At 69.2% G+C, this 25,823-nt stretch carries 26 protein-coding genes; 12 read left to right on the plus strand and 14 right to left on the minus strand.

What is annotated here, in order from left to right:
* Position 1: 1 nt before the first annotated feature.
* Positions 2–862 carry a universal stress protein gene (locus K6T84_RS14760; protein WP_224862263.1) on the minus strand — a complete coding sequence of 287 codons (861 nt, stop codon included), beginning with the start codon at positions 860–862 and terminating at the stop codon, positions 2–4.
* Between the two features lie 43 nt (positions 863–905).
* On the opposite strand from K6T84_RS14760, the gene otsB reads away from it, so the two are divergent.
* Entirely contained in the window at positions 906–2,003 is a 1,098-nt protein-coding gene (gene otsB / locus K6T84_RS14765) for a trehalose-phosphatase (protein WP_225402045.1), read from the plus strand.
* Between the two features lie 55 nt (positions 2,004–2,058).
* Entirely contained in the window at positions 2,059–2,280 is a 222-nt protein-coding gene (locus K6T84_RS14770) for a hypothetical protein (RefSeq protein ID WP_224862265.1), read from the plus strand.
* Positions 2,281–2,369: 89 nt separating this feature from the next.
* Here K6T84_RS14770 and K6T84_RS14775 read toward each other — a convergent pair whose 3' ends face one another.
* Positions 2,370–3,239: a MaoC/PaaZ C-terminal domain-containing protein gene (locus tag K6T84_RS14775; RefSeq protein ID WP_224862267.1), complete on the minus strand. Its 870-nt coding sequence runs from the start codon at positions 3,237–3,239 to the stop codon at positions 2,370–2,372.
* Between the two features lie 122 nt (positions 3,240–3,361).
* Between K6T84_RS14775 and K6T84_RS14780 the strand changes: the two genes are divergently transcribed.
* Entirely contained in the window at positions 3,362–4,036 is a 675-nt protein-coding gene (locus tag K6T84_RS14780; protein ID WP_224862269.1) for a histidine phosphatase family protein, read from the plus strand.
* Between the two features lie 66 nt (positions 4,037–4,102).
* Positions 4,103–6,121, plus strand: coding sequence for an SDR family oxidoreductase (locus K6T84_RS14785; RefSeq protein ID WP_225400521.1), 2,019 nt, complete (start codon positions 4,103–4,105; stop codon positions 6,119–6,121).
* Positions 6,122–6,162: 41 nt separating this feature from the next.
* On the opposite strand, the gene K6T84_RS14790 is transcribed toward K6T84_RS14785, so the two are convergent.
* The 5 genes from K6T84_RS14790 to guaA form a co-directional block, all read right to left on the minus strand.
* A complete protein-coding gene (locus K6T84_RS14790) occupies positions 6,163–6,585 on the minus strand; it encodes a type II toxin-antitoxin system VapC family toxin (protein ID WP_224862274.1) in 423 nt (140 codons plus the stop codon).
* Complete coding sequence (locus K6T84_RS14795; protein WP_225400522.1) at positions 6,582–6,854, minus strand: FitA-like ribbon-helix-helix domain-containing protein; 273 nt, start codon at positions 6,852–6,854, stop codon at positions 6,582–6,584. The genes K6T84_RS14790 and K6T84_RS14795 overlap by 4 nt, the downstream gene beginning before the upstream one ends.
* Before the next feature lie 46 nt (positions 6,855–6,900).
* On the minus strand, positions 6,901–8,493 hold the full coding sequence (locus K6T84_RS14800) for a DNA polymerase Y family protein (RefSeq protein ID WP_225400523.1): 1,593 nt from the start codon (positions 8,491–8,493) through the stop codon (positions 6,901–6,903).
* On the minus strand, positions 8,493–9,176 hold the full coding sequence (gene imuA' / locus K6T84_RS14805) for a DnaE2-dependent mutagenesis accessory factor ImuA' (RefSeq protein WP_225400524.1): 684 nt from the start codon (positions 9,174–9,176) through the stop codon (positions 8,493–8,495). Before imuA' ends, K6T84_RS14800 begins: the two co-directional genes overlap by 1 nt.
* Positions 9,177–9,436: 260 nt before the next feature.
* A complete protein-coding gene (gene guaA, locus K6T84_RS14810; protein ID WP_408066117.1) occupies positions 9,437–11,038 on the minus strand; it encodes a glutamine-hydrolyzing GMP synthase in 1,602 nt (533 codons plus the stop codon).
* A gap of 41 nt (positions 11,039–11,079) precedes the next feature.
* On the opposite strand from guaA, the gene K6T84_RS14815 reads away from it, so the two are divergent.
* Together K6T84_RS14815 and K6T84_RS14820 are read left to right on the plus strand one after the other, a co-directional pair.
* Complete coding sequence (locus K6T84_RS14815) at positions 11,080–11,814, plus strand: beta-phosphoglucomutase family hydrolase (protein ID WP_224862284.1); 735 nt, start codon at positions 11,080–11,082, stop codon at positions 11,812–11,814.
* 10 nt (positions 11,815–11,824) lie between these two features.
* Positions 11,825–14,185 (plus strand): glycoside hydrolase family 65 protein, encoded by a 2,361-nt coding sequence (locus K6T84_RS14820; protein WP_225400525.1) that lies wholly within the window; start codon positions 11,825–11,827, stop codon positions 14,183–14,185.
* Positions 14,186–14,194: 9 nt separating this feature from the next.
* Here K6T84_RS14820 and K6T84_RS14825 read toward each other — a convergent pair whose 3' ends face one another.
* From K6T84_RS14825 to guaB, 3 genes are all read right to left on the minus strand, one after another.
* Positions 14,195–15,901, minus strand: a complete 1,707-nt coding sequence (locus K6T84_RS14825; RefSeq protein ID WP_225400526.1) for a GMC family oxidoreductase — start codon at positions 15,899–15,901, stop codon at positions 14,195–14,197.
* Positions 15,902–15,999: 98 nt separating this feature from the next.
* On the minus strand, positions 16,000–17,127 hold the full coding sequence (locus K6T84_RS14830; RefSeq protein WP_224865938.1) for a GuaB3 family IMP dehydrogenase-related protein: 1,128 nt from the start codon (positions 17,125–17,127) through the stop codon (positions 16,000–16,002).
* Positions 17,128–17,167: 40 nt separating this feature from the next.
* Positions 17,168–18,709 (minus strand): IMP dehydrogenase, encoded by a 1,542-nt coding sequence (gene guaB / locus K6T84_RS14835; RefSeq protein WP_224862290.1) that lies wholly within the window; start codon positions 18,707–18,709, stop codon positions 17,168–17,170.
* Positions 18,710–18,859: 150 nt separating this feature from the next.
* Between guaB and K6T84_RS14840 the strand changes: the two genes are divergently transcribed.
* A complete protein-coding gene (locus K6T84_RS14840) occupies positions 18,860–19,264 on the plus strand; it encodes a DUF5319 domain-containing protein (protein ID WP_224862292.1) in 405 nt (134 codons plus the stop codon).
* Here the strand turns inward: K6T84_RS14840 and K6T84_RS14845 are convergent.
* On the minus strand, positions 19,255–20,061 hold the full coding sequence (locus tag K6T84_RS14845; RefSeq protein WP_225400527.1) for a hypothetical protein: 807 nt from the start codon (positions 20,059–20,061) through the stop codon (positions 19,255–19,257). The two genes, K6T84_RS14840 and K6T84_RS14845, sit on opposite strands and share 10 nt — an antisense overlap.
* Before the next feature lie 247 nt (positions 20,062–20,308).
* On the opposite strand from K6T84_RS14845, the gene K6T84_RS14850 reads away from it, so the two are divergent.
* The 4 genes from K6T84_RS14850 (at position 20,309) to K6T84_RS14865 (ending at position 22,357) form a co-directional block, all read left to right on the plus strand.
* Positions 20,309–20,599: a WhiB family transcriptional regulator gene (locus tag K6T84_RS14850; protein ID WP_225400528.1), complete on the plus strand. Its 291-nt coding sequence runs from the start codon at positions 20,309–20,311 to the stop codon at positions 20,597–20,599.
* Positions 20,600–20,636: 37 nt separating this feature from the next.
* Positions 20,637–20,882, plus strand: a complete 246-nt coding sequence (locus K6T84_RS14855) for a hypothetical protein (RefSeq protein ID WP_225400529.1) — start codon at positions 20,637–20,639, stop codon at positions 20,880–20,882.
* Between the two features lie 36 nt (positions 20,883–20,918).
* Positions 20,919–21,227: a DUF732 domain-containing protein gene (locus K6T84_RS14860; RefSeq protein WP_224862300.1), complete on the plus strand. Its 309-nt coding sequence runs from the start codon at positions 20,919–20,921 to the stop codon at positions 21,225–21,227.
* A gap of 128 nt (positions 21,228–21,355) precedes the next feature.
* Positions 21,356–22,357: a PE-PPE domain-containing protein gene (locus tag K6T84_RS14865; protein WP_224862302.1), complete on the plus strand. Its 1,002-nt coding sequence runs from the start codon at positions 21,356–21,358 to the stop codon at positions 22,355–22,357.
* A gap of 21 nt (positions 22,358–22,378) precedes the next feature.
* Here the strand turns inward: K6T84_RS14865 and K6T84_RS14870 are convergent, their stop codons facing one another.
* Positions 22,379–22,660: a hypothetical protein gene (locus tag K6T84_RS14870; RefSeq protein WP_224862304.1), complete on the minus strand. Its 282-nt coding sequence runs from the start codon at positions 22,658–22,660 to the stop codon at positions 22,379–22,381.
* An 11-nt stretch (positions 22,661–22,671) separates the two neighbouring features.
* Positions 22,672–22,974, minus strand: a complete 303-nt coding sequence (locus K6T84_RS14875; RefSeq protein WP_225400530.1) for a GlsB/YeaQ/YmgE family stress response membrane protein — start codon at positions 22,972–22,974, stop codon at positions 22,672–22,674.
* A 171-nt stretch (positions 22,975–23,145) separates the two neighbouring features.
* Between K6T84_RS14875 and K6T84_RS14880 the strand changes: the two genes are divergently transcribed.
* A complete protein-coding gene (locus tag K6T84_RS14880; RefSeq protein ID WP_225400531.1) occupies positions 23,146–24,159 on the plus strand; it encodes a PE-PPE domain-containing protein in 1,014 nt (337 codons plus the stop codon).
* Between the two features lie 49 nt (positions 24,160–24,208).
* On the opposite strand, the gene K6T84_RS14885 is transcribed toward K6T84_RS14880, so the two are convergent.
* A complete protein-coding gene (locus tag K6T84_RS14885) occupies positions 24,209–25,786 on the minus strand; it encodes a hypothetical protein (protein WP_255613088.1) in 1,578 nt (525 codons plus the stop codon).
* Positions 25,787–25,823 lie beyond the last annotated feature (37 nt).

The raw sequence follows: 25,823 nt of genomic DNA on the forward strand, positions 1-25,823 counted from the left end.
CTCATGAGGCCGGGCGCACCACCAGCACCGGCGCATGCGCCGACTGCACCACCGCCAGGCTGACCGAACCCAGCAGCATTCCGGTGAAGCCGCCGCGACCGTGACTGCCCACCACCACCAGCTGGGCCTCCTGCGATCGCTCGATGAGTTGATCGGCCGGCCGGTCACCGACCACCACCCGACGCACGGTGACATCCGGGTAGCGCTCATGCCAGCCGGCCAGCCGCTCGGCCAGCGCTAGTTCGCCGTCGGAAGCCATTGCGGCCGTGTCGATTCCGGGGAAGTCGAGCATCCCGGTGTCATGCCAGGCGTACACCGCCACCAGCTCCACACCGCGCAGCGACGCCTCTTCGAAAGCCAGCGCCGTCGCGGCCTCCGACACCGGGGAGCCGTCGATACCGACCACCACCGGTGCCTCGGGGGGACATGGATGCCCCTCGTGGATGACCGCAACCGGGCAGTGCGCATGCCGCACCAGTGACGAGCTGACCGACCCGAGCAGGCTGCGCCGCAACCGGCCGTGTCCACGGGACCCGACCACCAGCCGGATCGCCTCACGGCTCATGTCCACCAACGTCGGCACCGTCGAGCCGACGACGGTCTGCGCCTCGATCGACTGCTCGGGGACCAGCGCCTCGGCGCGGCTGACCGCATCGCGCAGGTAGCGTTCGCCCTGTTCGCGCTGCCACTCGGTGTAACCGGGCGGCATCGGCGTCTCGGGAAACGTCATCACCACCTGCGGCGCCAGCACATGAATCAGACCCAGCGGCATGTTGTGCAGGGCGGCGGTGCGCGCCGCCCACTCGACCGCCGCGACCGACGACGGCGATCCGTCCACACCGACCAGGATTGCGGGCTTCATGCCTCCACGCTAATGGTGTGACACCGTGGTGGCTATGTCCGCCATGCCCGTCACGATCGACCCCCGTCGCCACGACGCCGTGCTGTTCTGTCTCGCTGGTGGCGTACCGGCGGCACTCGCCGAGAAGTTGCAGCGGGCCGGCGTGCGCGTCGCGCCGGTGTCGGCCAGTTCGGACCTGCGGCCCGCCGCCGCCCGGTTGGCTGTGCTTCCGGGTCGGTGCGTGGTGGTGACCGACGCCGGGCCGTGTGCAATCGATGCGCGCAGCGCCGGATTCGCATGGGTGATCGGGGTGGGGTGCGACGACGGGGACGTTCGCGTGGATGCCGCGGACCGGATTGCGGTGCGTACCGGGGACCGGCCGATGTCAGCATTGCCGAATGCGACGACCGCGCTGACGAAGCTCTCCCACCCGGCGGTTTTCTTCGACTTCGACGGCACCCTGTCGGACATCGTCGATGATCCGGGTGCGGCCCGGCCGGTGGACGGTGCAGTGGATGCGTTGTCCGCGTTGGCCGCTCGGTGTCCGGTGGCGGTGCTGTCCGGTCGCGACCTGGCCGACGTGCGGGCGCGGGTGGGCCTGGACGGGATCTGGTACGCCGGCAGTCACGGCTTTGAGATGACCGGGCCGGACGGCACCCATCACCAGAACGACGCCGCCACGAGCGCGGTGCTCCTGCTGTCGGCCGCGGCCGGTTCTCTGCACGATCAGCTGGGCGCGATCCCGGGAGTCATGGTGGAGCACAAGCGGTATGCCGTCGCGGTGCACTACCGCAATGCGGCCCGGGATCGGGTCGGCGAGGTGCTGGCCGCGGTGCGCGACACGGGCCGGCGTCGTGGCCTGCGGGTCACCACCGGCCGCGAGGTGATCGAGCTGCGCCCGGAGATCGATTGGGACAAGGGCCGCACACTGCGCTGGATACTGGACCGGTTGGCCGGAGACGGCCCGGTGACGCCCGTCTTTCTCGGCGACGACATCACCGACGAGGACGCCTTCGATGCGGTGAACGAAGTGGCGGGTGTCGGGATCATCGTGCGGCACAACGACGATGGCGATCGCGCCACCGCCGCCAGATACGCACTGGACAGTCCGGCGCAGGTGGCCGAGTTCACCGCTCGGCTGGCCGACCGGCTCGCGGAGTAGCGGCTGGGGACTTCCGCCCCTTCTCTGGCAGTGGCGCGCCTGATCGGATGGGGTCATGGACGCCTACACCGCCGCTGAGACCGCGCAGATCGGCAGCGAGTACCTGGAGTTCCCCGAGCTCGACGACCGAGACTTCCAGAGGCTCGCCCACGCTCGTGTCGGCAAGCTCACCAAGATGTTCATGCCGTCGAACCATCCGCCGGTGGTGGAGCTGATGGTGTCGATCTGGGTCGACGGCCTGGCCACCGGACTGCGGATGGCCAAAGAGGACGCCTAGCAACGAACCCGGTTAGGGCTCGTCGTCGTCCTCGTCGCCGGAATCGTTTTCCCGTGAATCCAGTGCCAACTGGGGCAGAAATGGACTGCTCAGGCCCGGTACTCCACTGAACCGTCGTCAAGCACCACTCGGGCGTTGGTGCCGTCGGGACCGGAAGCCTCGGTGCGGAACACCGCCTTACCCGGCTCGGTGCGCCAGATCGAGGTAGTCAGCGTCTCCCCCGGGAACACCGGGTCGGTGAACCGCGCCGCGATCGCGCTGATCCGGCCGGCGTCGCCGCCACCGAGTTCGGCGACCAGCGCCCGCCCGGCGAATCCGTAGGTGCACAGCCCGTGCAGGATCGGCCGGGGGAATCCGGCCAGCGTGGTGGCGAACCACGGGTCGCTGTGCAACGGATTGCGGTCGCCGGAGAGCCGGTAGAGCAGTGCCTGATCCTCCCGCGTCGGGTACGCGGTGCGCGAATCCGGTTGCGTCTCAGGGATCTCCGGGGCCACCGCACGCTGTCCCGGCTCGCCGCCGAAGCCACCGGCCTTGCGGATCACCACCGTCACCAGCGTCTCGACCAGCGGCTGCGCGGTCTTGGGGTCGCTGCCGCGCGCCCGCAGCATCACGATGGCGTTCTTGCCCTCGCCCTTGTCCTGGATGTCGGCCACCTCGGCGACCACCTGCAGGCTTCCGGCGGCGGGCAACGGCGCGAACAGTCGCACCTCCTGCGAACCGTGCAGCAGCAGCGCCGGGTTGAAGGTGCCGATCTTGCCGGCGGCGGCAAACCCCAGGCAACAGATGACGGCGTAGGTGGGCAGCACCTGCTGAGCGATGTCGTGACTGTTCTCGGTGGTGAAGGCCAGATCGGCGGTGCCGGCTCCGACCCCGAGCGCGTACAGCATGGTGTCGCGGTCGGTCCACTCGACCAGAACGGGATCGGTGGTCACGCCGATGGCTGTCGGGTCCAGTGCCATGAGGTCTCCTATTCGGGCCGGGGATCACGACCATTTCAGCAGAACCCGCTCCGATCGCACCATGAACACGGCAGGCTGTCGCCATGGGGAATTTGGGTAGACGCTTCGGGGCCGTACTCGCAATGACAGCGGCCGCACTGGCCGCGGTTCTGGTACTCGGAGGCTGTTCGGGGCCACCGCAGCCCCGCACCATCACCCTGACACTGATCCGTCACGCCGAGTCCGAGGCCAACGCGGCCGGCGTCCTCGACACCTCGGTGCCCGGCCCGGGCCTGACCGAGAAGGGCCGTGCGCAGGCGGAGGAGCTCTCGAAACAGCTCTCGCACAACCACTTCGACGGCGTCTTCGCCTCCTCGATGGCCCGCAGCCAGCAGTCCGCCGCCCCGCTGGCCCGCGAGTTGGGCCTGCAGGTGCAGGTCCTGCCCGGCCTGCAGGAGATCGGTGCCGGCTGGTTCGACGACAAAGCCGTGGCGATTGTCGGCACGCCATATCTGCTCGCGCCGATGGCCTGGATCCGCGGTGATCGGACCGCCGCCATCCCCGGCTCGATCGACGGCAACCAGTTCAACGAGGAGTTCAGCGCCGCGGTGCAGCAGATCTACGCGACCGGTGACAAACTGCCGGTGGCCTTCACGCACGGGGCGTCGATCATGACGTGGACGCTGATGAACGTCAAGAATGCCCGCGACGAGCTGATGACCGACCACCCGCTGCCCAACAACGGCCGGGTGGTGCTCACCGGAAGCCCGGGCACCGGCTGGAAACTGGTGGACTGGGACGGAATTCGCGCGTTCTGATCCGCCCTCGCCGCCCGGTTGACGTGTCCTGTTGACGTGGCGGCCGTGAGCGACCACGATGTCCGCATGCGTTATGTCGTTACCGGCGGTACCGGGTTTATTGGACGACGGGCGGTGGCCCGGATTCTGGAGCACAGTCCCGACGCGCAGGTGTGGGTGCTGGTGCGGCGCGCGTCGCTGGGCCGCTTCGAGGCCCTGGCCTCGCAGAACGGTCAAGCGTGGGGCGAGCGGGTAAAGCCGCTGGTCGGCGACCTGACGGCGGAGAACCTGGGGCTCAGCGACGCCGACATCGCCGAACTCGGCGACATCGATCACGTGCTGCACTGCGCGGCGATCTACGACATCACCGCGGGTGCGGCCGAGCAGCAGGCGACTAATGTCGAGGGCACCCGCGCGGTGATCGGGCTAGCGAAGCGCCTGGATGCCACCTTGTCGCACGTGTCGTCGATCGCGGTGGCCGGCGACTACCACGGCGAGTTCACCGAAGATGACTTCGACATCGGCCAGGGGTTGCCCACCCCGTACCACCAGACCAAGTTCGAGGCCGAACAGCTGGTGCGCTCGACGCCGGGACTGCGGTACCGGGTGTACCGGCCGGCGGTGGTGGTGGGCGATTCGCGCACCGGTGAGATGGACAAGGTCGACGGGCCGTACTACTTCTTCCCGCTGCTGGCCAAGCTCGCAGCGCTGCCCGGGCTCACCCCGATGGCCCTGCCCGACACCGGGCGCACCAACGTCGTCCCGGTCGACTACGTGGTCGACGCGCTGGTGGAGCTGATGCACGCCGACGGGTACGACGGGCGCACCTTCCACCTGACCTCGCCGAAATCCATCGGGCTGCCCGACATCTACCGGGCCGTCGCGCGCGAGGCCGGACTGCCGCGACTGCGCGCCAAGCTGCCGGGCGCGCTGGCCGCCCCGGTGCTCAACGTCGGCGGACGGGCGCGGGTGTGGCGCAACATGATCGCCACCCAACTGGGGCTGCCCGCCGAGGTGCTCGACCTGGTGAACCTGCGGCCGACGTTCATCGCCGACGCCACCCGGGCCGCACTGAAGGGGACCGTCGAGCTTCCCGACTTCGCCGACTACGCGCCGGGGCTGTGGCGCTACTGGGCGACGCACCTCGATCCCGACCGCGCCCGCCGCGACGACCCGGCCGGGCCGCTGGTGGGTCGGCACGTCGTGATCACCGGGGCGTCCAGCGGCATCGGCCGGGCCTCGGCGATCGCCGTCGCGCGGCGCGGCGGTGTGGTCTTCGCGCTGGCCCGCAGCGGTTCCGCGCTCGACGAGCTGGTGGCTGAGATCCGCGCCGAAGGCGGGCAGGCCCACGCGTTCACCTGCGATGTCACCGATTCGGCGTCGGTGGAGCACACCATCAAGGACATCCTGGGCCGGTTCGGCCACGTCGACTACCTGGTGAACAACGCCGGCCGGTCGATCCGCCGCTCGGTGACCGGCTCCACCGACCGGCTGCACGACTACGAGCGCACGATGGCGGTCAACTACTTCGGCGCGGTGCGGATGGTGCTGGCGCTGCTGCCGCACTGGCGAGAACGCCGATTCGGGCATGTCGTCAACGTCTCCAGCGAGGGAGTGCTGGCGCACAGCCCGAAGTACAGCGCGTACGTGCCGACCAAGGCGGCGCTGGATGCGTTCGCCGATGTGGTGTCCACCGAGACGCTGTCGGACCACATCACGTTCACCACCATCCACATGCCGCTGGTAGCCACTCCGATGATCACGCCGTCGAAAAAGCTGCTCCCGGTCGGGGCGATCAGTGCCGAGCACGCCGCGGCCATGGTGGTGCGCGGCCTGGTCGAGAAGCCGGACCGGATCGACACCCCGTTGGGCACGCTGGCCGAGGCCGGTAACTACGTCACCCCCGGGCTGGCCCGCCGGATGCTGCACCAGGTCTACCTCGGTTACCCGGACTCGGCCGCCGCGCGCGGCGTGGAGCCGGCCGAACCCGTTGCGGTGCAATCTGTCCGGCGTCGCCCGAAGCGGCCGTCCCGGACGATCCCCCGAGTGCGGGTGCCCCGGCCACTCAAGCGGGCGGTGCGGCTGGTGCCGGGCGTGTACTGGTGACCTGACTGGCCGGGATCGCTTGCACCGGATTCAGGCACTCGTCAAGCGGCGTGCCATGGATCGACCACGTCGATGCCCGTCTCGGTGAAGTCGGCGACGTTGCGCGTGGCCACGCCGGCGCTCCATTGCCGGCAGATTGCGGCAATCTGCGCATCGGCCATACTGATGGGCCGCCCGGACCGCTCCCTGGATGCAACGATATCCGCGTACTGGATGGCTGCCGGCGCATCGAAGGGCAGTACCTGATCGGCGAAATCATCGGCCAGTAGCGCGCGGACTTTTACCGATAACCGCTCTTTGCGGCGACTCGCGGGCAACCGCGCGACGCCGTACATCAATTCGGCAGCAGTCACCACGGTCACGAACACATCGGCTGCGTCGAATGCGTCGACCCACCGAACAACTTCGAGCGGTGGCGACTTTCGCATCAACTCAGATATGACATTGGTGTCGAGAACGATCATCTGCCGAACTCCGCGGCTCGCGGGCGCTCGACGCGAGGCGGCGGTTCGATTTCGGCGTTCTCGTCGAAGAAACGCTGCCGAATCCGGGTCCCCATCCCTTGATCCGACGACGGACGCGTCAGCACGGTGCGCAGGATCTCCCGCACTTCGGCTTCCATCGACCGACCCCGTTGCGCCGCGCGCACCCGCAATGCTGCTTTGAGTTCGTCATCGAAGTCACGAATCGTCAGGGTCGCCATCTTCACCTCCAAAGCCGGCGATGAATGCATTGACTGCAATGCTAGCTTCTTGCGCCGATCAATGCGGTCGCCCTCGTCACTCATAGCTGCCCTCCAAGTACCAGCACCGCAACCGGTAGCACAGCAGCAGCGCCCGCCCCGGGGCACCGGCCGGGATGTCCAGCAGCGCCTGCACCCGAGCGGTGCGTCCCGATCCCGGCCCCTCCCGCTGCGGGTCCCACCACCGTTCGTCGACCGGCCAGGGCCCGGCCCACCAGCGCAGCCGCTCGTCACGGCCCCGGGCGACCAGCCATGCCGGGTCGGCGGTGAACAGTCCCCGGCCGGTGATTCGGATCGGATTGCGTTCGGCGTCAAGCAATTCCACCGGATCATCGAGCAGCACCGACGGCGCCGGCTCGGGCAGCCGGCCGGGCCACGGCTGACGCGGGTCGGCCAGCGGCACCGGCTCGTCCCCCAGCGGGGTCAAGGTGATGCGCTCGGCCGGGCCGCGGCCACCGGAGAGCACCGGCACCCGCACCGCCTCGGGGCCGAGCAGACCCTGCACCCGCACCAGCGCCCGGCGAGCACGCAGCCGGTCCTCTTCGCCGAGCCCACCCCATAGTGGCAGCTGCAGCGCCTCGGTCGCCGAGAGCACCTCCACCGGCTGCAGCCGCAGCAGCGTCACCGGGCCGGTGGGGCGATCGGAAGCGACGCGGCTGTTGAGCCAGCCGTCCAGTTGCCAGCGCACCCGGTCGGCGGTGGCGTCCTCGGTCAGCGGCTCAGCGCACCGCCACACCCGGGTCAGCTCTTCACCGCCTGCGGTGACTGCGTGAATGGCCAGCCGGGTGCAACCGACGCCGGCGGCCATCAGCGTCCGGTGCAGCGCACCGGCCAGCGAGCGACCGGCGAACGCCGCGGCGTCGACCCGGTCGATCGGCGGATCGCAGTGCAGCACGGTATCAAGGTCCGGATCCGGCTCACGTCCGGACGGCCCGCGTTCCGGCTCACCGCGGGCGAATCGGTGCGCGATCAACGCATCGGCACCGAACCGGGAGATCACATCCGGGCGTGGCAACGCGGCGAACTGTCCGATGGTGCGAATCCCTAAGCGCCACAAAAGGTCTACCAGGCCGTCACGACCGGGACCGGACAGGCTGGGTTCGGCGGCCAGCTGCCGGATCGACAGCCCCGACAGGAATCGGGCGTCGCCCCCGGGTGACACCACGGCGCCGGCGCGCGCGGCCAGCACCGCGGTGGAGAGCGAATCGGCGATCCCGACCTGGCATTCCACGTCGGCCGCGGCAACTGCGTCGACCAGACGTTCAGCGGCGCGCTCCTCGGAACCGAACGCCCGGACCGCACCGCGCACCGACACCACCAGCAGGCCGGGCCGCAGCACCTCGGCGTGCGGCACCAGGTCGTCGACAGCGGTCAGGACCGGCTCGAAAAGCCGGGCGTCGCGGTCGGTGTCGGCGGTCGCCACATGCAGCACCGGGCAGCGGGCGGCTGCTTCCCGGCGGCGCAGCCCGCGACGCACCCCCGCCGCGCGGGCACCCGCCGAGCAGGCGACCACCCGGTTGGCCAGCGTGACCGCGACCGGTGCGGTGGCCGGCAGACCGGATGCGGCCGCCGCGGCGACAGCGGGCCAGTCCATACACCACAGCGCCAGTACCCGGGACGCAGCCATCACTACCCGGCCCTGGTGTGCCCGGCCGCGCGCCCGGCGGCCCGCACCTCCAGCCGTACCGCGCCGATCCGCCCGAACCCGGGGATGGCGCCGCAGCTCGTGATCTTGTCGCCTACGGTCTCGTAACCACTCACCCGGGCCTCGAGTTGCAGTGCCGCACCCTGCCAGGCGCCGCCGGAGACCAGCAGAGCGCAGCCCCGGTGGCGGGCGCGGGCCAACACCACCCGGGTGCGTGCCGGCGGCACCGACTTCCCGCCCAGGCCGAGCACCACCAGATCCATGCCGTCCATCAGCACCGTGGCCACCTCCACCGGGTCGTTGCCGGGGTCGGGGATCACCGCGAGCCGGCTCAGGTCGGCGCCCATCTCCACCGCGGCGAGCAGCCCGGTGTCCGGCTGGCCGACAATGGCCGCGTTGCCGCCGGCCGCCGTCACCGCGGCCACCATGCTCAGCCCCAGTGAGCGGGCCCCCGAGAGCACCGCCACCGTGCCGCGCGGCAGTCCGGCGGGTAGCACCGCGGCCAGCAGCGACGGGACCGGCAGCACGGCCTCGGCGGCCGGAGCGGCGCCTGATTCTCGCCGGCCCGCACCCACTTTCCCGGCTACTGCCGCCATCTGCCGTCGCAGCTGTTTCAGCTGTTCAGTACGATTTTCAGGGCGGTGCCCCAAGTCCACAGCCACCGTCATGATCGCCTCCGGAGCACTCGAATTCGTTCGAAACTTTGTTCGATTGAACCCGAGTGAACACCCACCCACCGACAACCGTCAAGCCGGGCCACTTGAGGGCGCATCAACGGCCCCAGGCGTCACATCAGCACCGCGTGTCCAGTCGCCAGCGTGCACAGTTGTACGGGATTTTCGGCGTGTCGGCGTACAGACCCGCACGCTCGCGCAAGGAGGCCGGACGCTCGCGCAGGGAGGCCGGACGCTCGCGCAGGGAGGCCGGACTACTCCCACTCGATGGTGCCCGGCGGTTTGCTGGTGACGTCCAGCACCACCCGGTTGACCTCGGGCACCTCGTTGGTGATCCGGGTGGAGATGCGCTCCAGCACCTCATAGGGCACCCGGGTCCAGTCGGCGGTCATGGCGTCCTCACTGGACACCGGCCGCAGCACGATCGGATGCCCGTAGGTGCGGCCGTCGCCCTGCACCCCGACCGAGCGGACGTCGGCCAGCAGCACCACCGGGCACTGCCAGATCTGGTGGTCCAGACCGGCGGCGGTCAACTCCTCGCGGGCGATCGCGTCGGCCGCCCGCAGCGTCTCCAACCGCTCCCCGGTGACCTCGCCGACGATCCGGATTCCCAGGCCAGGGCCCGGGAACGGTTGGCGCGCAACGATCTCCTCCGGCAGGCCCAACTCGCGTCCCACCGCGCGCACCTCGTCCTTGAACAGCAGCCGAAGCGGCTCAACGAGTTTGAACTTCAGGTCATCAGGCAGCCCGCCAACATTGTGGTGGCTCTTGATGTTCGCGGTGCCGGCTCCCCCGCCGGACTCCACCACGTCCGGATACAGCGTGCCCTGCACCAGGAACTCGACGTCATGATCACCCAAGGTGTCGCGCACCGCACCCTCGAACGCACGAATGAACTGGCGCCCGATGATCTTTCGCTTGCCCTCGGGATCGGACACCCCGATCAGCGCGTCGAGGAAGACGGCAGCAGCGTCTACGGTGACCAGCTTCGCCCCGGTGGCGGCGACGAAGTCGTTCTGCACCTGCTCGCGCTCCCCGGCGCGCAACAGCCCGTGGTCGACGAACACACACGTCAACCGGTCCCCAATGGCGCGTTGCACCAGCGCCGCCGCCACCGCGGAGTCCACCCCGCCGGACAGCCCGCAGATGGCGTGGCCGTCACCGATCTGCTCACGCACCTGCTCGACCAGCGCGTCGGCGATATTGGCCGGCGTCCAGACCGCGTCGATGCCGGCGAACTCGTGCAGGAACCGGCTGAGCACCCGCTGCCCGTAGGGGGTGTGGAGCACCTCCGGGTGGTACTGCACCCCGGCCAGCCGGCGCTGCCGGTTCTCGAACGCGGCCACCGGGGCGCCTGCTGTGCTGGCAACCACAGCGAATCCCTGCGGCGCAGCGGTCACCGCGTCGCCGTGGCTCATCCACACCGGCTGAGCGGCGGGAAGACCCGAATGCAGTTCACCGCCGACCACTTTCAGCTCGGTGCGGCCGTATTCACTGGTCCCGGTGCGCTCGACGGTGCCGCCCAGCGCGTTCGCCATGGCCTGGAAGCCGTAGCAGATGCCGAACACCGGGACATCGAGGTCGAACAGTGCCGGATCGAGCCGGGGGGCGCCTTCGGCATAGACGCTGGCAGGCCCGCCGGAGAGCACGATCGCCCGCGGGTTGCGGGCGGCGATCTCATCGACGGTCGCGGTATGCGGGATGACTTCGGAGAACACCCGTGCCTCCCGGACCCGCCGGGCGATCAGTTGGGCGTATTGCGCGCCGAAGTCGATGACCAACACGGGGCGAGACGAGGGTGACGACACCGCATAGAGCTTAGTGGCAGCAAACCGCACCGAGCCGACGGCGGGCATGGTGAAGTGGAGGCACGTCCGAACCGGAAGGGGGACCGCCTATGACCGGGGTGCTGGGTCTGCCTGAAACGGTGCATGCCTGCCTGTTCGACCTCGACGGAGTACTCACCGACACCGCGAGCGCACACACGCGGGCATGGAAAGCCATGTTCGACGCCTACCTGCAGCAGCGTGACGGCCCCGGGTTCGTGCCGTTCGATCCGGTGAACGACTACCGGCGCTTCGTGGACGGCCGAAAACGCGACGACGGGGTGCGCTCGTTTCTGGCCAGCCGCGATATCACGCTGCCCGACGGCACCGACGACGACCCGCCCGACGCCGACACCGTGCACGGCCTGGGGAACCGCAAGAACGCGGCCTTCCGTACCACGCTGGAGACCGACGGGGTGGAGGTGTTCGCCGGGTCGCGGCGCTACCTGGCGGCGGTCACCGCGGCGGGCCTGGCCACCGCGGTGGTGTCGGCCAGCGCCAACGCCGCCGACGTGCTGGCGATCACCGGCCTGGCGAAGTTCATCGAGCAGCGCGTCGACGGCGTGACGCTGCGTACCGAGAACATCGCGGGCAAGCCGGCACCGGATTCGTTCCTGCGCGCGGCACACCTGCTCGGTGTGCAACCGGGCGAGGCCGCGGTGTTCGAGGACGCCCTGTCGGGGGTGGCGGCCGGGCGGGCCGGCGGATTCGGCTATGTGGTGGGCGTCGACCGGGTGGGGCAAGCGCAGGATCTGCGCAGCCACGGCGCCGACGTCGTCGTCAACGATCTGGAGGAACTGTTGTGAGGGACCGCCGATGATCCCGCAGGATTACTTTCCGATCGAGCCGTGGCAGATCCGCGAGACCCGGCTCGACCTGGATCTGCTCGGACAGACCGAAGCGCTGTTCACACTGTCCAACGGGCACATCGGATTACGCGGCAACCTCGACGAGGGCGAGCCGTACGGCCTGCCCGGCACCTACCTCAATTCCTTCTACGAGGTGCGGCCGCTTCCCTACGCCGAAGCCGGATTCGGCTATCCGCAGGCCGGGCAGACCGTCGTCAACGTGACCAACGGCAAGATCATCCGGCTCACGGTCGACGACGAGCCGATGGACGTCCGCTACGGCGAGCTGATCGACCACGAACGCATCCTCGACATGCGGGCGGGCACTCTGACCCGCCGCGTGCACTGGCGCTCCCCAGCGGGCAAGCAGGTCAAGGTGCACTCCACCCGGCTGGTGTCGCTGGCCCAGCGCGGCGTCGCCGCCATCGAGTACATCGTCGAGTCGGTCGACGAATTCGTGCGCGTGACAGTGCAATCCGAGCTGGTCGCCAACGAAGACCAACCTACGACCAGCGGTGACCCGCGGGTCGCGGCGATCCTGGAGAACCCGCTGGAGGCCGTCGAGCGCGAGCACACCGACACCAGCGCGGTGCTGCTGCACCGCACCCGAGGCAGCGACCTGATGATGGCCGCGGGCATGCATCACGAGATCGAGGTGCCCGGCCGGGTCCAGGTCACCACGATGGCGATCCCCGACGTCGCGGGGACCACCGTGGTGTGCGGCCTACGCCCCGGGCAGAAGCTGCGGATCGTCAAGTACCTGGCCTACGGCTGGTCCAGTGAGCGGTCCCGGCCCGCATTGCGCGACCAGGTGATCGCGGCATTGACCGGCGCCCGCTACAGCGGCTGGCAGGGTCTGCTCGACGCCCAGCGGACCTACCTGGACGAGTTCTGGGACGGCGCCGACATAGAGGTCGACGGCGACCCGGACTGCCAGCAGGCGATCCGCTTCGCGCTGTTCCACATCCTGCAGGCCAGCGCACGTGCCGAACGCCGGGCGATCCCCAGCAAGGGATTGACCGGCAGCGGCTATGACGGCCATACCTTTTGGGACACTGAGACTTTCCTCCTCCCGGTGCTGACCTATACGGCTCCGCACGCAACGGCCGATGCGCTGCGCTGGCGGGCGACGACACTGGATCTGGCCCGCGAGCGGGCGGCCGAACTGGGGCTGGCCGGGGCGGCATTCCCGTGGCGGACCATCCGGGGCCAGGAATGCTCCGGCTACTGGCCGGCGGGTACGGCCGCCTGGCACATCAACGCTGACATCGCGGCGGCGTTCGAGCAGTACCGGGTCGTCACCGGCGACGGATCGCTGGAGGCCGAGTGCGGGCTGGCGGTGCTGGTCGAGACCGCCCGGCTCTGGCGGTCGCTGGGCCATCACGACCGGCACGGCGTGTGGCACCTGTCCGGGGTGACCGGCCCCGACGAGTACACCGCGATCGTGCGGGACAACGTGTTCACCAATCTGATGGCCGCCCACAATCTGCGCATCGCCGCCGACGCGTGCGCCCGCCATCCCGACGCCGCACACGAATTGGACGTCACCACCGAGGAGATGGCCGGCTGGCGCGACGCCGCCGACGCCGCCCACATCCCCTATGACGAAGAACTGGGCGTGCATCCGCAGTGCGACGGCTTCACCTCCGCCGCGGAGTGGGACTTCGACGCCCGCACCACCTACCCGCTGCTGCTGCACGAACCCTATGTGCGGCTGTACCCGGCCCAGGTGGTCAAGCAGGCCGACGTGTTGCTGGCAATGCATTGGTGCAGCCACGCTTTCACGCCCGAGCAGAAGGCCCGCAACGTCGACTACTACGAGCGCCGCACGGTGCGCGACTCGTCGCTGTCGGCCTGCACCCAGGCGGTGATGTGCGCCGAGGTCGGCCATCTGGATCTGGCCCACGACTACACCTATGAGACGGCGTTCGTCGACCTGCGCGATCTGCACGACAACACCCGCGAGGGCCTGCACATGGCCTCGATGGCCGGGACCTGGCTGGCGCTGGTAGCCGGGTTCGGCGGCCTGCGTGACGACGACGGCGTGCTCTCGCTGGATCCCGCACTGCCGGACGGTATTTCGCGACTACAGTTCCGGCTGCGGTGGCAGGGTGCCCGGTTGACGGTCAATGCCGCCGACGACGAGGTCACCTACACCCTGCGAGACGGCCCCGAGGGCGGGCTGAGCATCAACCACGCCGGCGAGGAACTGCTCTTGAGCACCGACTCACCCACCACGGTGCCGGCCCGCCGGCGTGAACCTCTGCTGCCCACCCCGACACAGCCGCCCGGCCGAGAACCCAAACACCGCAGGGAGGTCGCGCGGTGACGCGCGACACTAGCGGCGCAGCGCGCCGAACGCGTGAGCGGGAACCACGGGGTTCTTCGGCGCGATCGGGTCCAGCCGCCGGTAGGCCTCGCCCTGAGCCGGCCGCAGATCGGTCTCGCCGTTGTTGGGCCACAGCGACGCGGCCCGCTCGGCCTGCGCGGTGATAGACAGTGACGGGTTGACGCCCAAGTTGGCCGAGACCGCCGCACCGTCCATCACGGCCAGCGTCGGGTAGCCGTACACCCGCTGATAGGGGTCGATCACGCCGTGTTCGGGGCTGTCGGCGATCGCCGCACCGCCCAGGAAATGCGCGGTGAGCGGGATGTTGAACAGTTCGCCCCAGGTGCCGCCGGCCACCCCGTCGATCTTGGCGGCGATCCGGCGGGTGACCTCGTTGCCGACCGGGATCCAGCTCGGGTTCGGCTCGCCGTGGCCCTGCTTGCTGGTGTAGCGGCGGAAGCCCAGCTTGGTTCGTTTGGTGAACGTGGTGATCGAGTTGTCCAGGTGCTGCATAACCAGGGCGATCACGGTGCGTTCGCTCCAGTCTTTCGGGTTGAGCAGACGCAGGATGTTGCGCGGGTCTTCGCGCCCCTGCTGCAGCAGTTGCTTCCAGCGCGGGACATCGGTTCCCTGTGGACCCTTGCCGTCGGTCATCAGCGTCTGCAGCAGACCCATCGCGTTGGAGCCCTTGCCGTAGCGGACCGGTTCGACGTGGGTGTCGGAGGTGGGGTGGATCGACGAGGTGATCGCCACCCCGTGCGTCAGGTCCAGATCCGGGTTGACGTTCAGCGTCGCCGCGCCGACGATCGATTCGGAGTTGGTGCGGGTGAGCACGCCCAGCTGGTCGGACAGTTTGGGCAGCTTGCCGGCGTCGCGCATCTTGAACAGCAACCGCTGGGTGTTGTAGGTGCCGGCGGCCAGGATCAGGTGGCGCGCCGTGAAGCTGCGGTGACGCCGCCGCGGCGAGAGTCCGGTGCGTGCGGTACGTACCCGCCACAGCCCGTCTTCGCCCTGTTCGAACCCCGTCACCGTCGTCATCGGATGCACTTGTGCGCCAGCCGATTCCGCCAGATACAGGTAGTTCTTGACCAGCGTGTTCTTGGCGCCCCAGCGGCAGCCCGTCATGCACTCGCCGCACTCGATGCACCCGGTGCGCTGCGGGCCGGCACCGCCGAAGTACGGGTCGGCCACGGTCTTGCCGGGCGCCTTTTCACCGTCCGCGCCGAAGAACACCCCGACCGGAGTGGCCACGAAGGTATCGCCGACCCCCATGTCGTCGGCGACCTGCTTGACGATCCGGTCGGCGTCGGTCAGCGTCGGATTCTGCACCACGCCGAGCATCCGTTTGGCCTGGTCGTAGTGCGGCATGAGTTCGGCGTGCCAGTCGGTGATGTGCGCCCACTGCTTGTCGGCGAAGAACGGCGCCGGCGGCACATACAGGGTGTTGGCGTAGTTCAGTGAGCCACCACCGACCCCGGCGCCGGCCAGCACCATCACGTTGTTGAGCAGGTGGATGCGCTGGATGCCGTAGCAACCCAGTTTCGGCGCCCACAGGAATTCGCGCAGGTGCCAGGAGTTCTTGGCGAAGTCGGCGTCGGCGTAGCGGCGGCCGGCCTCCAAAACGCCTACGCGGTAGCCCTTCTCGGTAAGGCGCAACGCGCTGACGCTGCCACCGAATCCCGAGCCGATGATCAGGACGTCGTAGTCAGGTTGCATCGGACAAGTATGCCCTAGCCGGTACCGGCGGTAGCAGGGTCATCGAGGACAGACTTCGGCGCGTTTTTCGTCGCCAGGAGACGAATATCGCGCCGAAATCACGAGCCGACGGTCAGCCCGACCTTCTGGAACTCCTTGAGGTCGCAGTAGCCCGCCTTGGCCATCGAGCGGCGCAGCCCACCCACCAGGTTCAGCGAGCCGAACGGGTCATCCGAGGGCCCGGAGAGCACCTGCTGAAGCGACGGCCGCTCACCATAGGCGACCTGCATCAGCGCGCCGCGCGGCAGCGACGGGTGGGCGGCCGCCGACGGCCAGTACCAGCCGTCGCCTTGCGCCTCGGCCGCCGCCGCCAGCGGCGTACCCAACACCACGGCGTCGGCACCGCAGGCGATCGCCTTGGCCAGGTCACCGGAGGTGTGGATGTCGCCGTCGGCCAGCACGTGCACATAGCGGCCGCCGGTCTCGTCGAGGTATTCGCGCCGCGCAGCGGCGGCGTCGGCGATCGCGGTGGCCATCGGCACCGAGATGCCCAGCACCTCATCGGAGGTGGTCACCCCGGCGGTGGAGCCGTAGCCGACGATCACTCCGGCCGCGCCGGTACGCATCAGGTGCAGCGCGGTGCGGTGGTCGATCACACCGCCGGCCACCACCGGGACGTCGAGCTCGGAGATGAACGTCTTGAGGTTGAGCGGCTCCCCGTCGTTCGCGACGCGCTCCGCGGAGATGATGGTGCCGTGGATGACCAGCAGGTCGACGCCGGCGGCCACCAGCGCCGGGGTCAGCGCCGCGGCGTTCTGCGGGCTCACCCGCACCGCGGTGGTCACCCCGGCGTCGCTGATGCGCTTGACCGCAGCGCCGAGCAGTTCGGGGTTCAGTGGCGCGGCGTGCAGTTGCTGCAGCAGCCGGATCGCCGCCGAGGGCTCCGGCTCCTGGGCGGCAACCTCGATGACCTGGACGATCTTGGCTTCGACATCGGCGTGCCGGCCGATCAGCCCTTCCCCGTTGAGCACACCCAATCCGCCGAGACGACCCAGCTCGATGGCGAACTCCGGGGACACCAGGGCGTCGGTGGGGTGGGCCAGCACCGGGATCTCGAACCGGTAGGCATCCAGCTGCCAAGCCGTTGAGACGTCCTGGGAGGAGCGGGTGCGCCGGGACGGCACGATGTTGATGTCGTCGAGTTCATAGGTGCGACGGGCGGTGCGGCCCATGCCGATCTCAACCATGTCACGCATGGGAAAACCTCTCGGGTAACCGGATTGGGAGTCAGCGCACGTAGTAGTTCGGCGCTTCGACGGTCATGGTGATGTCGTGCGGGTGGCTTTCCTTCAACCCCGCCGCGGTGATCCGGACGAACTGCGCCCGCTGCAAAGCCTCGATGCTCGGCGAGCCGGTGTAGCCCATCGCCGCCCGCAGGCCGCCGGTGAGCTGGTGGATCACCGTGGACAGCGGCCCCTGGAACGGCACCCGGCCCTCGATGCCCTCGGGCACCAGCTTGTCCTCGGAGAGCACATCGTCCTGGAAGTAGCGGTCCTTGGAGTAGGACTTCGCAGCTCCCCGGCCCTGCATGGCACCCAGTGATCCCATGCCGCGGTAGCTCTTGAACTGCTTACCGTTGACGAAGATCAGCTCGCCGGGCGACTCGGCGGTGCCGGCCAGCAGCGAGCCGAGCATGGCCGTCGACGCGCCGGCGGCCAGCGCCTTGGCGATGTCACCGGAGTACTGCAGCCCGCCGTCGGCGATCACCGGCACGCCGGCCGGGGCGCACACCGCAACGGCCTCCATGATGGCGGTGATCTGCGGGGCACCCACCCCTGCGACCACCCGGGTGGTGCAGATCGAGCCGGGGCCCACCCCGACCTTGACCGCGTCGGCACCGGCCTCGACCAGCGCGGCGGCGCCGGAGCGGGTGGCGACGTTGCCGCCGACCACCTCGACGCGCTCACCGACCTCGGCCTTGAGCTTGCCGACCATGTCGATCACCATGCGGTTGTGGGCGTGCGCGGTGTCCACGATCAGCACGTCGACACCGGCGTCGACCAGCGTCATCGCCCGGATCCAGGAGTCGTCGCCGACGCCGACCGCGGCCCCGACCAGCAGCCGGCCGTCGCTGTCCTTGGTGGCCAGCGGGTGTTGCTCGGTCTTGACGAAGTCCTTGACGGTGATCAGCCCGGTCAGCTTGCCGTGGCCGTCGACGATCGGCAGCTTCTCGATCTTGTGCCGGCGCAGCAGACCCAGCGCGGCGTCCGCCGAGACGCCCTCCTGCGCGGTGATCAGCGGGGCCTTGGTCATCACCTCGGCGACCGGCTGGTTCTGGTCGACCTCGAAGCGCATGTCGCGGTTGGTGATGATCCCGACGAGCGAGCCCTCGGCGTCGACCACCGGCAGGCCGGAGATCCGGAAGCGCGCACACAGCGCGTCCACCTCGGCCAGGGTGTTCTGCGGTGAGCAGGTGACCGGGTCGGTGACCATCCCGGCCTCGGAGCGCTTCACCGTCTCCACCTGGCCGGCCTGCTCGGTGACCGGAAGGTTGCGGTGCAGTACGCCCATGCCGCCGGCGCGGGCCATCGCGATGGCCATCCGGGCTTCGGTGACGGTGTCCATCGCGGAGCTGACCAGCGGCACCTTGAGCCGGATCTTGCGGGTCAGCCGGCTGGAAGTGTCTGCGGTGGCCGGCACCACGTCGGACGCCGCCGGCAGCAGCAGGACGTCATCGAACGTCAGGCCGAGCATGGCGATCTTGTTGGGGTCGGCGCCACCGGTAGGCGCCACATCGTAGAGCGAGCCGGTTGCCTGGGGACCGGTCATTCGGGTACTGACTTCCGTTTTGGGTAACCAACAGCCATCGGGGGGCCTCCAACTACGCAGCCGGGGTGAGGTAGCCCATCCTACGGGTGCGCGGACGGCGCCCAAGCGGCCGCTGGCATTCTGTCGTGGCGACTGCGTACCCTGATGGGCGTGCATGACCACTTCCCACCCGGTTTGCCACCCGATCCGTTCGCCGATGATCCGCACGACCCCTCCGCTGCGCTGGACGCCGTCGAGCCGGGGCAGCCGCTGGATCCGCAGGAGCGCACGGCGGTCGAGGCCGACCTCGCCGATCTCGCCGTCTATGAGGCGCTGCTGGCCCACCGGGGCATCCGCGGCCTGGTGGTGTGCTGCGACGACTGCCAGCAGGACCACTACCACGACTGGGACATGCTGCGCGCCAACCTGCTGCAACTGCTGATCGACGGCACCGTCCGCCCGCATGAGCCGGCCTACGACCCGGAGCCGGACAGTTACGTGACCTGGGATTACTGCCGCGGCTACGCGGACGCCTCGCTCAACGGGGCGACCTCGGAGACCGACGGCTACCGCTGATCCCCCGGCCAGTGGCCACCGCGACGGCGCACCAGCTCGGCGGCCTCGCCACGCACGCCCGCCAATTCCTCGACGGTGTGGGCCGTACTGGTCACGTCGACCAACATGCACGCCAGCGCCCATCGCAGCGGGATCAGCCCCAGCCGGCCGGTGTCGGCCAGCGCCTCCTGCGCGACGGTGCGGGCCCGGTCGAGATTCCCGGCGCAGCACAGCGCCCCCGCCAGCACCACCTGACTTTTCACCCGATGCCGCACGGTGCCCGCGCTGGTCAGTTCCAGGGCCTGCTCGGCGTTGCGCACCGCGGTAGCGCCGTCGCCGGTGACCATCGCGAGCTCGGCGGTTACCCAGTGGCGGCGCACGCCCAGCCTCACCGGCGCGGCCTCGGGCAGTTTCGCGGCCCGGGCCAGCAGGGCCGCCGATGCCGCGAAGCGCCCGATGCCCAGGGCGTCGGCGGCCAGCCCGACCAGGGCGTCGGCACCGGCCTCCGGATCAACCTCTTGACCGTCGCTCGCCAGCACCAGGGCGCGTCCGTCCAGACCGCGGGCGCCGCGATGATCGCCGAGCTGCCGCAGGAATGACCCCCAGGTGCTCAGCGCCAACGATGCCAGCGGGCCCGACGGGGTGTCGCGCAGCAATTCGGCCAGCTCGGCGGTGGCCACGGCATAGCGGCCCTGTCCGCCGGCGGTCACCGCACGCAGCCACCGCTGGTGGCCGGTGGTCGCGGCCGGCAGCGGCCAGCGGCCGGGGTCGGCGCCGAACGCGGCTGCGGTCAACGCGGCGGTTGGTTCCTCTGTCATCGCTGCGCGACGTTACGCTGCACAGTTGCGAATACGTCGCCCCACCCGGAAGGCCATCCGCTCTCAGGGAAAGTCCACCACCTTTGGGCCTCCGCTCTTAATAATTACGTTGCCCTAACTTCAGACGCTTTGGCTACGGTCCCCACAGCGCCGGACATCGCCGGCGCTGTTTTACGCGCAGCATCAACCGTGACACCGCGCCAGCCGCGGTGCGAACCGGCCGACCAGCGTTGGAGAGGGGCTCTACATGCCACAGGTTGAGCAACTGCCCGGCCGTAATGCGGACGTGTGGGACTGGCAACTCCGCGGCGCCTGCCGCGGCCTGGACTCGTCGGTGTTCTTCCCTCCCGACGGGGAACGTGGCCGCGCGCGAGCCAAGCGCGAACAGAACGCCAAGCAATGGTGCCGAAACTGCCCGGTGATGGAGCAGTGCCGCCAGCACGCCCTGGCCGTCGGAGAGCCCTACGGCATCTGGGGCGGAATGTCGGAAGCCGAACGGCACGCCGAGCTGCGCTGCGGCCTGCGGGCCAGCGTCTAGCCCGCTGTTGTCGGACCCTTCATGTTCGATCACAGGTATGCGACTGACACCGGTTCTGTTCAGCGTCTCGATCATGGCTGCCGCACTGGGTTTGGCAGCACCTGCCTGGGCCGATCCGGCCGACTGCTATGACCAGCGACTGTGCGGTGATCTCGGTGATGTGTACTACTGCCCCGACACCGGTGCGGTGGTCGGCGCGTTCGGGGCGTGCCCGTCGCTGGTGACCGGGCCGTACGCCCCCGGCGGGCTGCGGCCCAACGAGGGGCTGTCTCCGCTGAACTGAGCGTGCGGCGGCGGTCGCGGCCGTAGGCTGCTCAGCGTGAGAAGACAACTGCTGCTGACAAGCGCCCTGGCGGGTCTCATCGGTTTGTTCGGCGCGCCCGTCGCCAGCGCCGACGAGGCGGGGTTCCTCAACGAACTGCGGGCCAACGGGTTCCCGGGCCTGAGCATCGGCGACGCCCAACTGCCCGACGGCGCGGTCGTGGCCAATGGCTGGATGGCGTGCAACCGGCTGCACCTGGGCGAGAGGCCCGAGCAGACGCTGGCCCTGCTGAGCCCGAACGACGTGGACAAGGGACGCATGCTGATCAACGCCGCGCAGCACAACCTGTGCCCTGACACGCTCTGAGCTCTCGGCCCGGACCCTGTGCCGCCGCCACGAAATGGGTGGCGCCGCCAGGAACCGTCGAGTAACACCCGGATACCGACGTTCATAAACTCCGCGAGCGCACTCTCAGCGTGTGATAAGTAATACCGATGAAATCGTGGGGGTCGACAGCACAGAAATCCATTGCCTCTTTCGCCGTCGCCGGCGTGGTCATGGCCGGGGTGGGGATCAGCCCACCGGCGCACGCGGCGGCGCTGCTCGATGCGGCCCTGCTCGCGACCACCGGCCCGCTGGCGGGCAGCCAGACCGCGCTGATCCTCGGGGGAACCACCGAGCCCAGGCCGTCGCCGGATTTCGCGCGAACCGCCGAGAACCTGTTCCTGAACCCGCTGGGCTTCAACGGCGGCTCCACCGGTTCGACGGTCTGCTACATGGACGGCACCGACCCGTGCAGCGCCCCGCTGCAGGTGCTCACCACACCCGAACTGATCCAGCAGGGGCCGAGCAGCCTGACCGCCGCCTCGGCCATCGTGCTTGCCGTCGAGAACGAGTTCGCCGCGAACCCCGGCGCCTACGACGCCGAGCATCCGCTGGTGATCTTCGGCTACTCGCAGAGCGCGACCGCCGAGTCGATCGCCATGACCCGGCTCGCCGAAGCGGGAATCCCTACCGACGCTTTGCATTTCGTGTTCATCGGCGACCCGTCCACCCCGGACGGCATCTGGGGGCACATCCAGGCGGCCATGGATGCCACCCTCGGCACCGACCTGACGAATTGGCTGCTCACCACCTTCGGTATGACCGAGGTACTCGGCAGCCAGACGCCCACTGACCTCTACTCGGCAACCATCTACGGCCTGCCCAACGATCCGGTCGCCAACTTCGTGGACGTCTACGCCGACAAGGGCTTGTGGGGCGCGCTGCTGGACATCTTCTGGCCGCACGTGTGGTACCTGGGGCTGACACCGGAGCAGGTCGCCGACGCCACCACCTCGGTCGACGGCGCCCTGACCTACGTCAACATCAACGACGACGACATCAACGGCCTGGACGCCTGGCTGAGCGCGGTCTTCAGCGGCGGCGCGGCCAACAGCGGACTGTTCGACAGCGTGTCCGACTCGCTGCAACTGCTGTTCAGCAACTTCTTCTGACCCGGGCAGGCGCCGAGCGGATCAGCCGTGCGGCGCCTCGGATATCTTGCTGTCCGGCTTGCCCAGAGTCTTGCAGTACGCCGATACCGATAGGCGGGTTGCGGAGATCTCCAGACTGGCGGGCTCCGTACCGCTGTGATCTTTGAGCATCTTGGTGATCTCGTCGTCCTGCTTCTTCTCGTCCTGGTCGACGAAGTCCTTGCACTTGGTGTCGCCACCGGTGTTGACCACCTGCGACGCCGAGCACCCATTGGACAGCAGCACACCCAGGGCCATAGCCCCAACCGCAATGTATTTCATCATCATTCCCGCCCTCACGCCCCGCGCCCGCCGAGCGTGCGCACCAACCACAGCAGGACGACCGAACCCAGGACCGCGCTGAACAAGGTGAACCACCAGCCACCGCCCGCGGTGTCGAGGAAGAAGCTGAGCACAAATCCACCGATCAATGCGCCGACGACACCCACGACGATGTCGGTGAGCAGACCGTACTGGGCGTTCATGATCTTGCCCGCGATCCAGCCGGCAATCGCGCCGATAATGATGTAGCCGATCCAGCCCACACTGGTCAATGTTGCCGAACGGGCCAGCAATTCAGTGGCCGCCACTGGGTTCATGGTGATCTCCTCTGCTTACGCTGCATGCTCAACGTCACGGCGAATCAATACCCTTTCCCGGCCGTAGCTAACCACAAACCACCTGCGACATGCCATGATTCCACTGACGAGAATCCTAGACTCATTAATGAGAATGTGATATTCACATATGACACACAACGGGGAGGTCTCATGTTTCATGCTGCGCGGCTCAAGGACGGGCCCATCCGGTACGACAAGTTCAGCCACCTGGCCGCGGCCGGCGTCATCGTCGCGGCCACCGGCTTGGCGATCAGCCCACCCGCCGGCGCCCTGAACACCGATGCACTGCTTTTGGCCACCACCGGCCCGCTGGCGGGCAGCGTGACGGCACTGATCCTCGGCGGAACCGGCCAGCCGACCCCGTCGCCGGAGTACGCACGCTCGGCAGAAGAGCTGTACCTCAACGCACTGGGCTTCAACGGCGGCTCGACCGGCTCGATGGTCTGCCACATGGACGGCACCGACCCGTGCAGCGCCCCGCTGCAGGTGCTGACCACGCCCGAGCTGTTCCAGCAGAGCAACGCTGCCGACGCGCTCAAGCTCGTCCTCGCCGTGGAGAACGAATTCAACGCCAATCCAGGCGCTTTCGACGCCGACCATCCGCTGACCATCTTCGGCTACTCGCAGAGCGCCACCGCCGGATCGATGGCCATGGAACAACTCGCTGCGTACGGAATCCCCAGCGATGCAATGCATTTCGTATTCATCGGCAATCCCTCCAACCCGGACGGCGTCTGGCAACACCTGGAAGCGGCCATGAACGCGACGCTGGGCACCCAGTTCACCGACGCCTTCCTCAGCTTCACCGGTATGGATGCCAGCTTGGGCAGCTCGACGCCGAATGACCTGTACCCCACCACCATTTACAGCCTGCCCGACGACCCGGTGGCCAACTTCGTAGACTCCTACGCCGCCAACGGATTCTGGGGCGCACTGCTGAACATCTTCGGCTCGCACGTCGAGTACCTGGGGCTGACTCCGGAGCAGATCGCCGACGCCACCACCACGACCGACGGCCTGCTGACCTACGTCAACATCAACGACGACGACATCAACGGCTTCGACGCCTGGCTCGACGCGCTGTTGTTCAGCGGGGTCGCCAACAGCGATCCGTTCCAGAGCGTGTGGGACTCGCTGGTGCTGCTGTTCACCAACTCGTACTGAGCGGCCTTTAGCGTCTGGTCGCGGTCGGCCGGCCGTCAGTTCGCGGCGATCAGCTGCTGCCGCTACCGGTCGAGGACTGTGCTGCCACCGTACCGCCGCGCGCACCGCCGGCACCGCCCGTGCCGCCGGTGAGACCGCTGGGGCCGGCACCAGCTGTACCCTGCGTGCCAGTGGCGTTGCCGTCGACCGCGCCGCCGTCGCCACCGGCGCCCCCGGTGCCACCCGAGCCGTCACCGGTTCCGTCGCCACCGTCGCCGCCCGTGCCACCGTGGCCGCCGATACCGCCGTCGCCGTTGACGGTGGCCTCTGCAGTGCCACCGGCGCCGCCGGCGCCGCCCTTGCCCCCGGTGACATCGTCGACCGGGGTGGCATTCGCGCCACTGCCGACGACGGCCGCGGTGCCGCCATTGCCGCCGGCACCACCGTCGCCACCGAGCTGACCGACCGCGGCGTTGACACCCGCACCGCCAGCTCCACCGTCGCCGGCGGTCTGCCCGGCGAACGTCGCCGCGCCTCCGGTGCCCCCGGTGCCACCGACGCCGAAGCCGGAGCCCAGGATGCCCGACCCACTGCCACCACCGACTCCGCCTGTGCCGCCGTCGCCGGCGCTGGCGCCGGCAACGGGTGCCGCGGCGCCGCCGTCGCCGCCGGTCCCACCCCAGCCGCCCAAGCCGCCCAGGCTGATCAAGCCATTAGTGCTGTCACCACCGGTGCCACCGTTACCGCCCGTGGCGCCGTCGGTCGCGGTGACGCTTACGCTGCCGTCGTTTGCGGCAACACCGTCGATACCGGCGGCGCCGGTGCCGCCCTGGCCTCCCTGGCCACCGACGCCGTAGAACGAAGCGGCGATCGAACCGCCCGCACCGCCGGTGCCGCCGACCTCCTGCGCTGCGGTGCCACCGGCGATCCCGGCGCCACCTTGGCCGCCCGTACCGCCCTGGCCGATGAACGTGCCGCCGGCACCGCCGTCGAAGCCCGTGCCGGCAACCGTGGCCAGCGTCGCGTCAGCGCCCTGCCCACCGTTACCACCGAGCCCGAACGCCCCGGCGTCACCGCCGTTGGACAGCCCGACGGTGTGGGTCTCACCGTCGTAGGTGTAGGTGAAGTTTCCGTTGCCGCCGTCGCCGAACAGCCAGCCACCGTCGCCGGCGGCCTGAACGTCGGTGAGCGCACCTGTGGTGGAGTCGACCGTCGCGCTCGCGTCGGCCCCGTTGCAGATCAGACCGCAGTGGTCGTCGAATGCGAACAGCGCATTGATCGGATCGAAGATCTTCATGCCGATCAGACTCTCGCCCGCCTGATAGATGCCGCTGATCAGCGGGCCGATGTCGGCCGGGAGCACCTCGTTGAGGTACTGATCAAAGGTCGTGAAGAAGTCGGCGACGTCGGTAGCGCCCGCGGAGCCCGGGAGCGCATCGGCGAAGCCGTCCGCGTGTCCGGCCGTCGAGTCGAACAGGCCGGCCAGCAGCGTCGGGTCGAACAGGTCGTCAAGGCCGTCGGCGCGGGCGGCCGGGGCCAGCGCTCCCATGCCGAACAGGACCGCTCCGACCGCGGAACCGGTGGCCAACGCACGACGGCCACCCCGGTGCATCCGATGCTGTGCGCGGTCGGCGTGCTGTTGCGACATGGTGAACCTCCCCCTCACGAGATCGTCCACCGGCTGG

Source organism: Mycobacterium zoologicum (assembly GCF_020181635.2).
Lineage (GTDB): Bacteria > Actinomycetota > Actinomycetes > Mycobacteriales > Mycobacteriaceae > Mycobacterium > Mycobacterium zoologicum.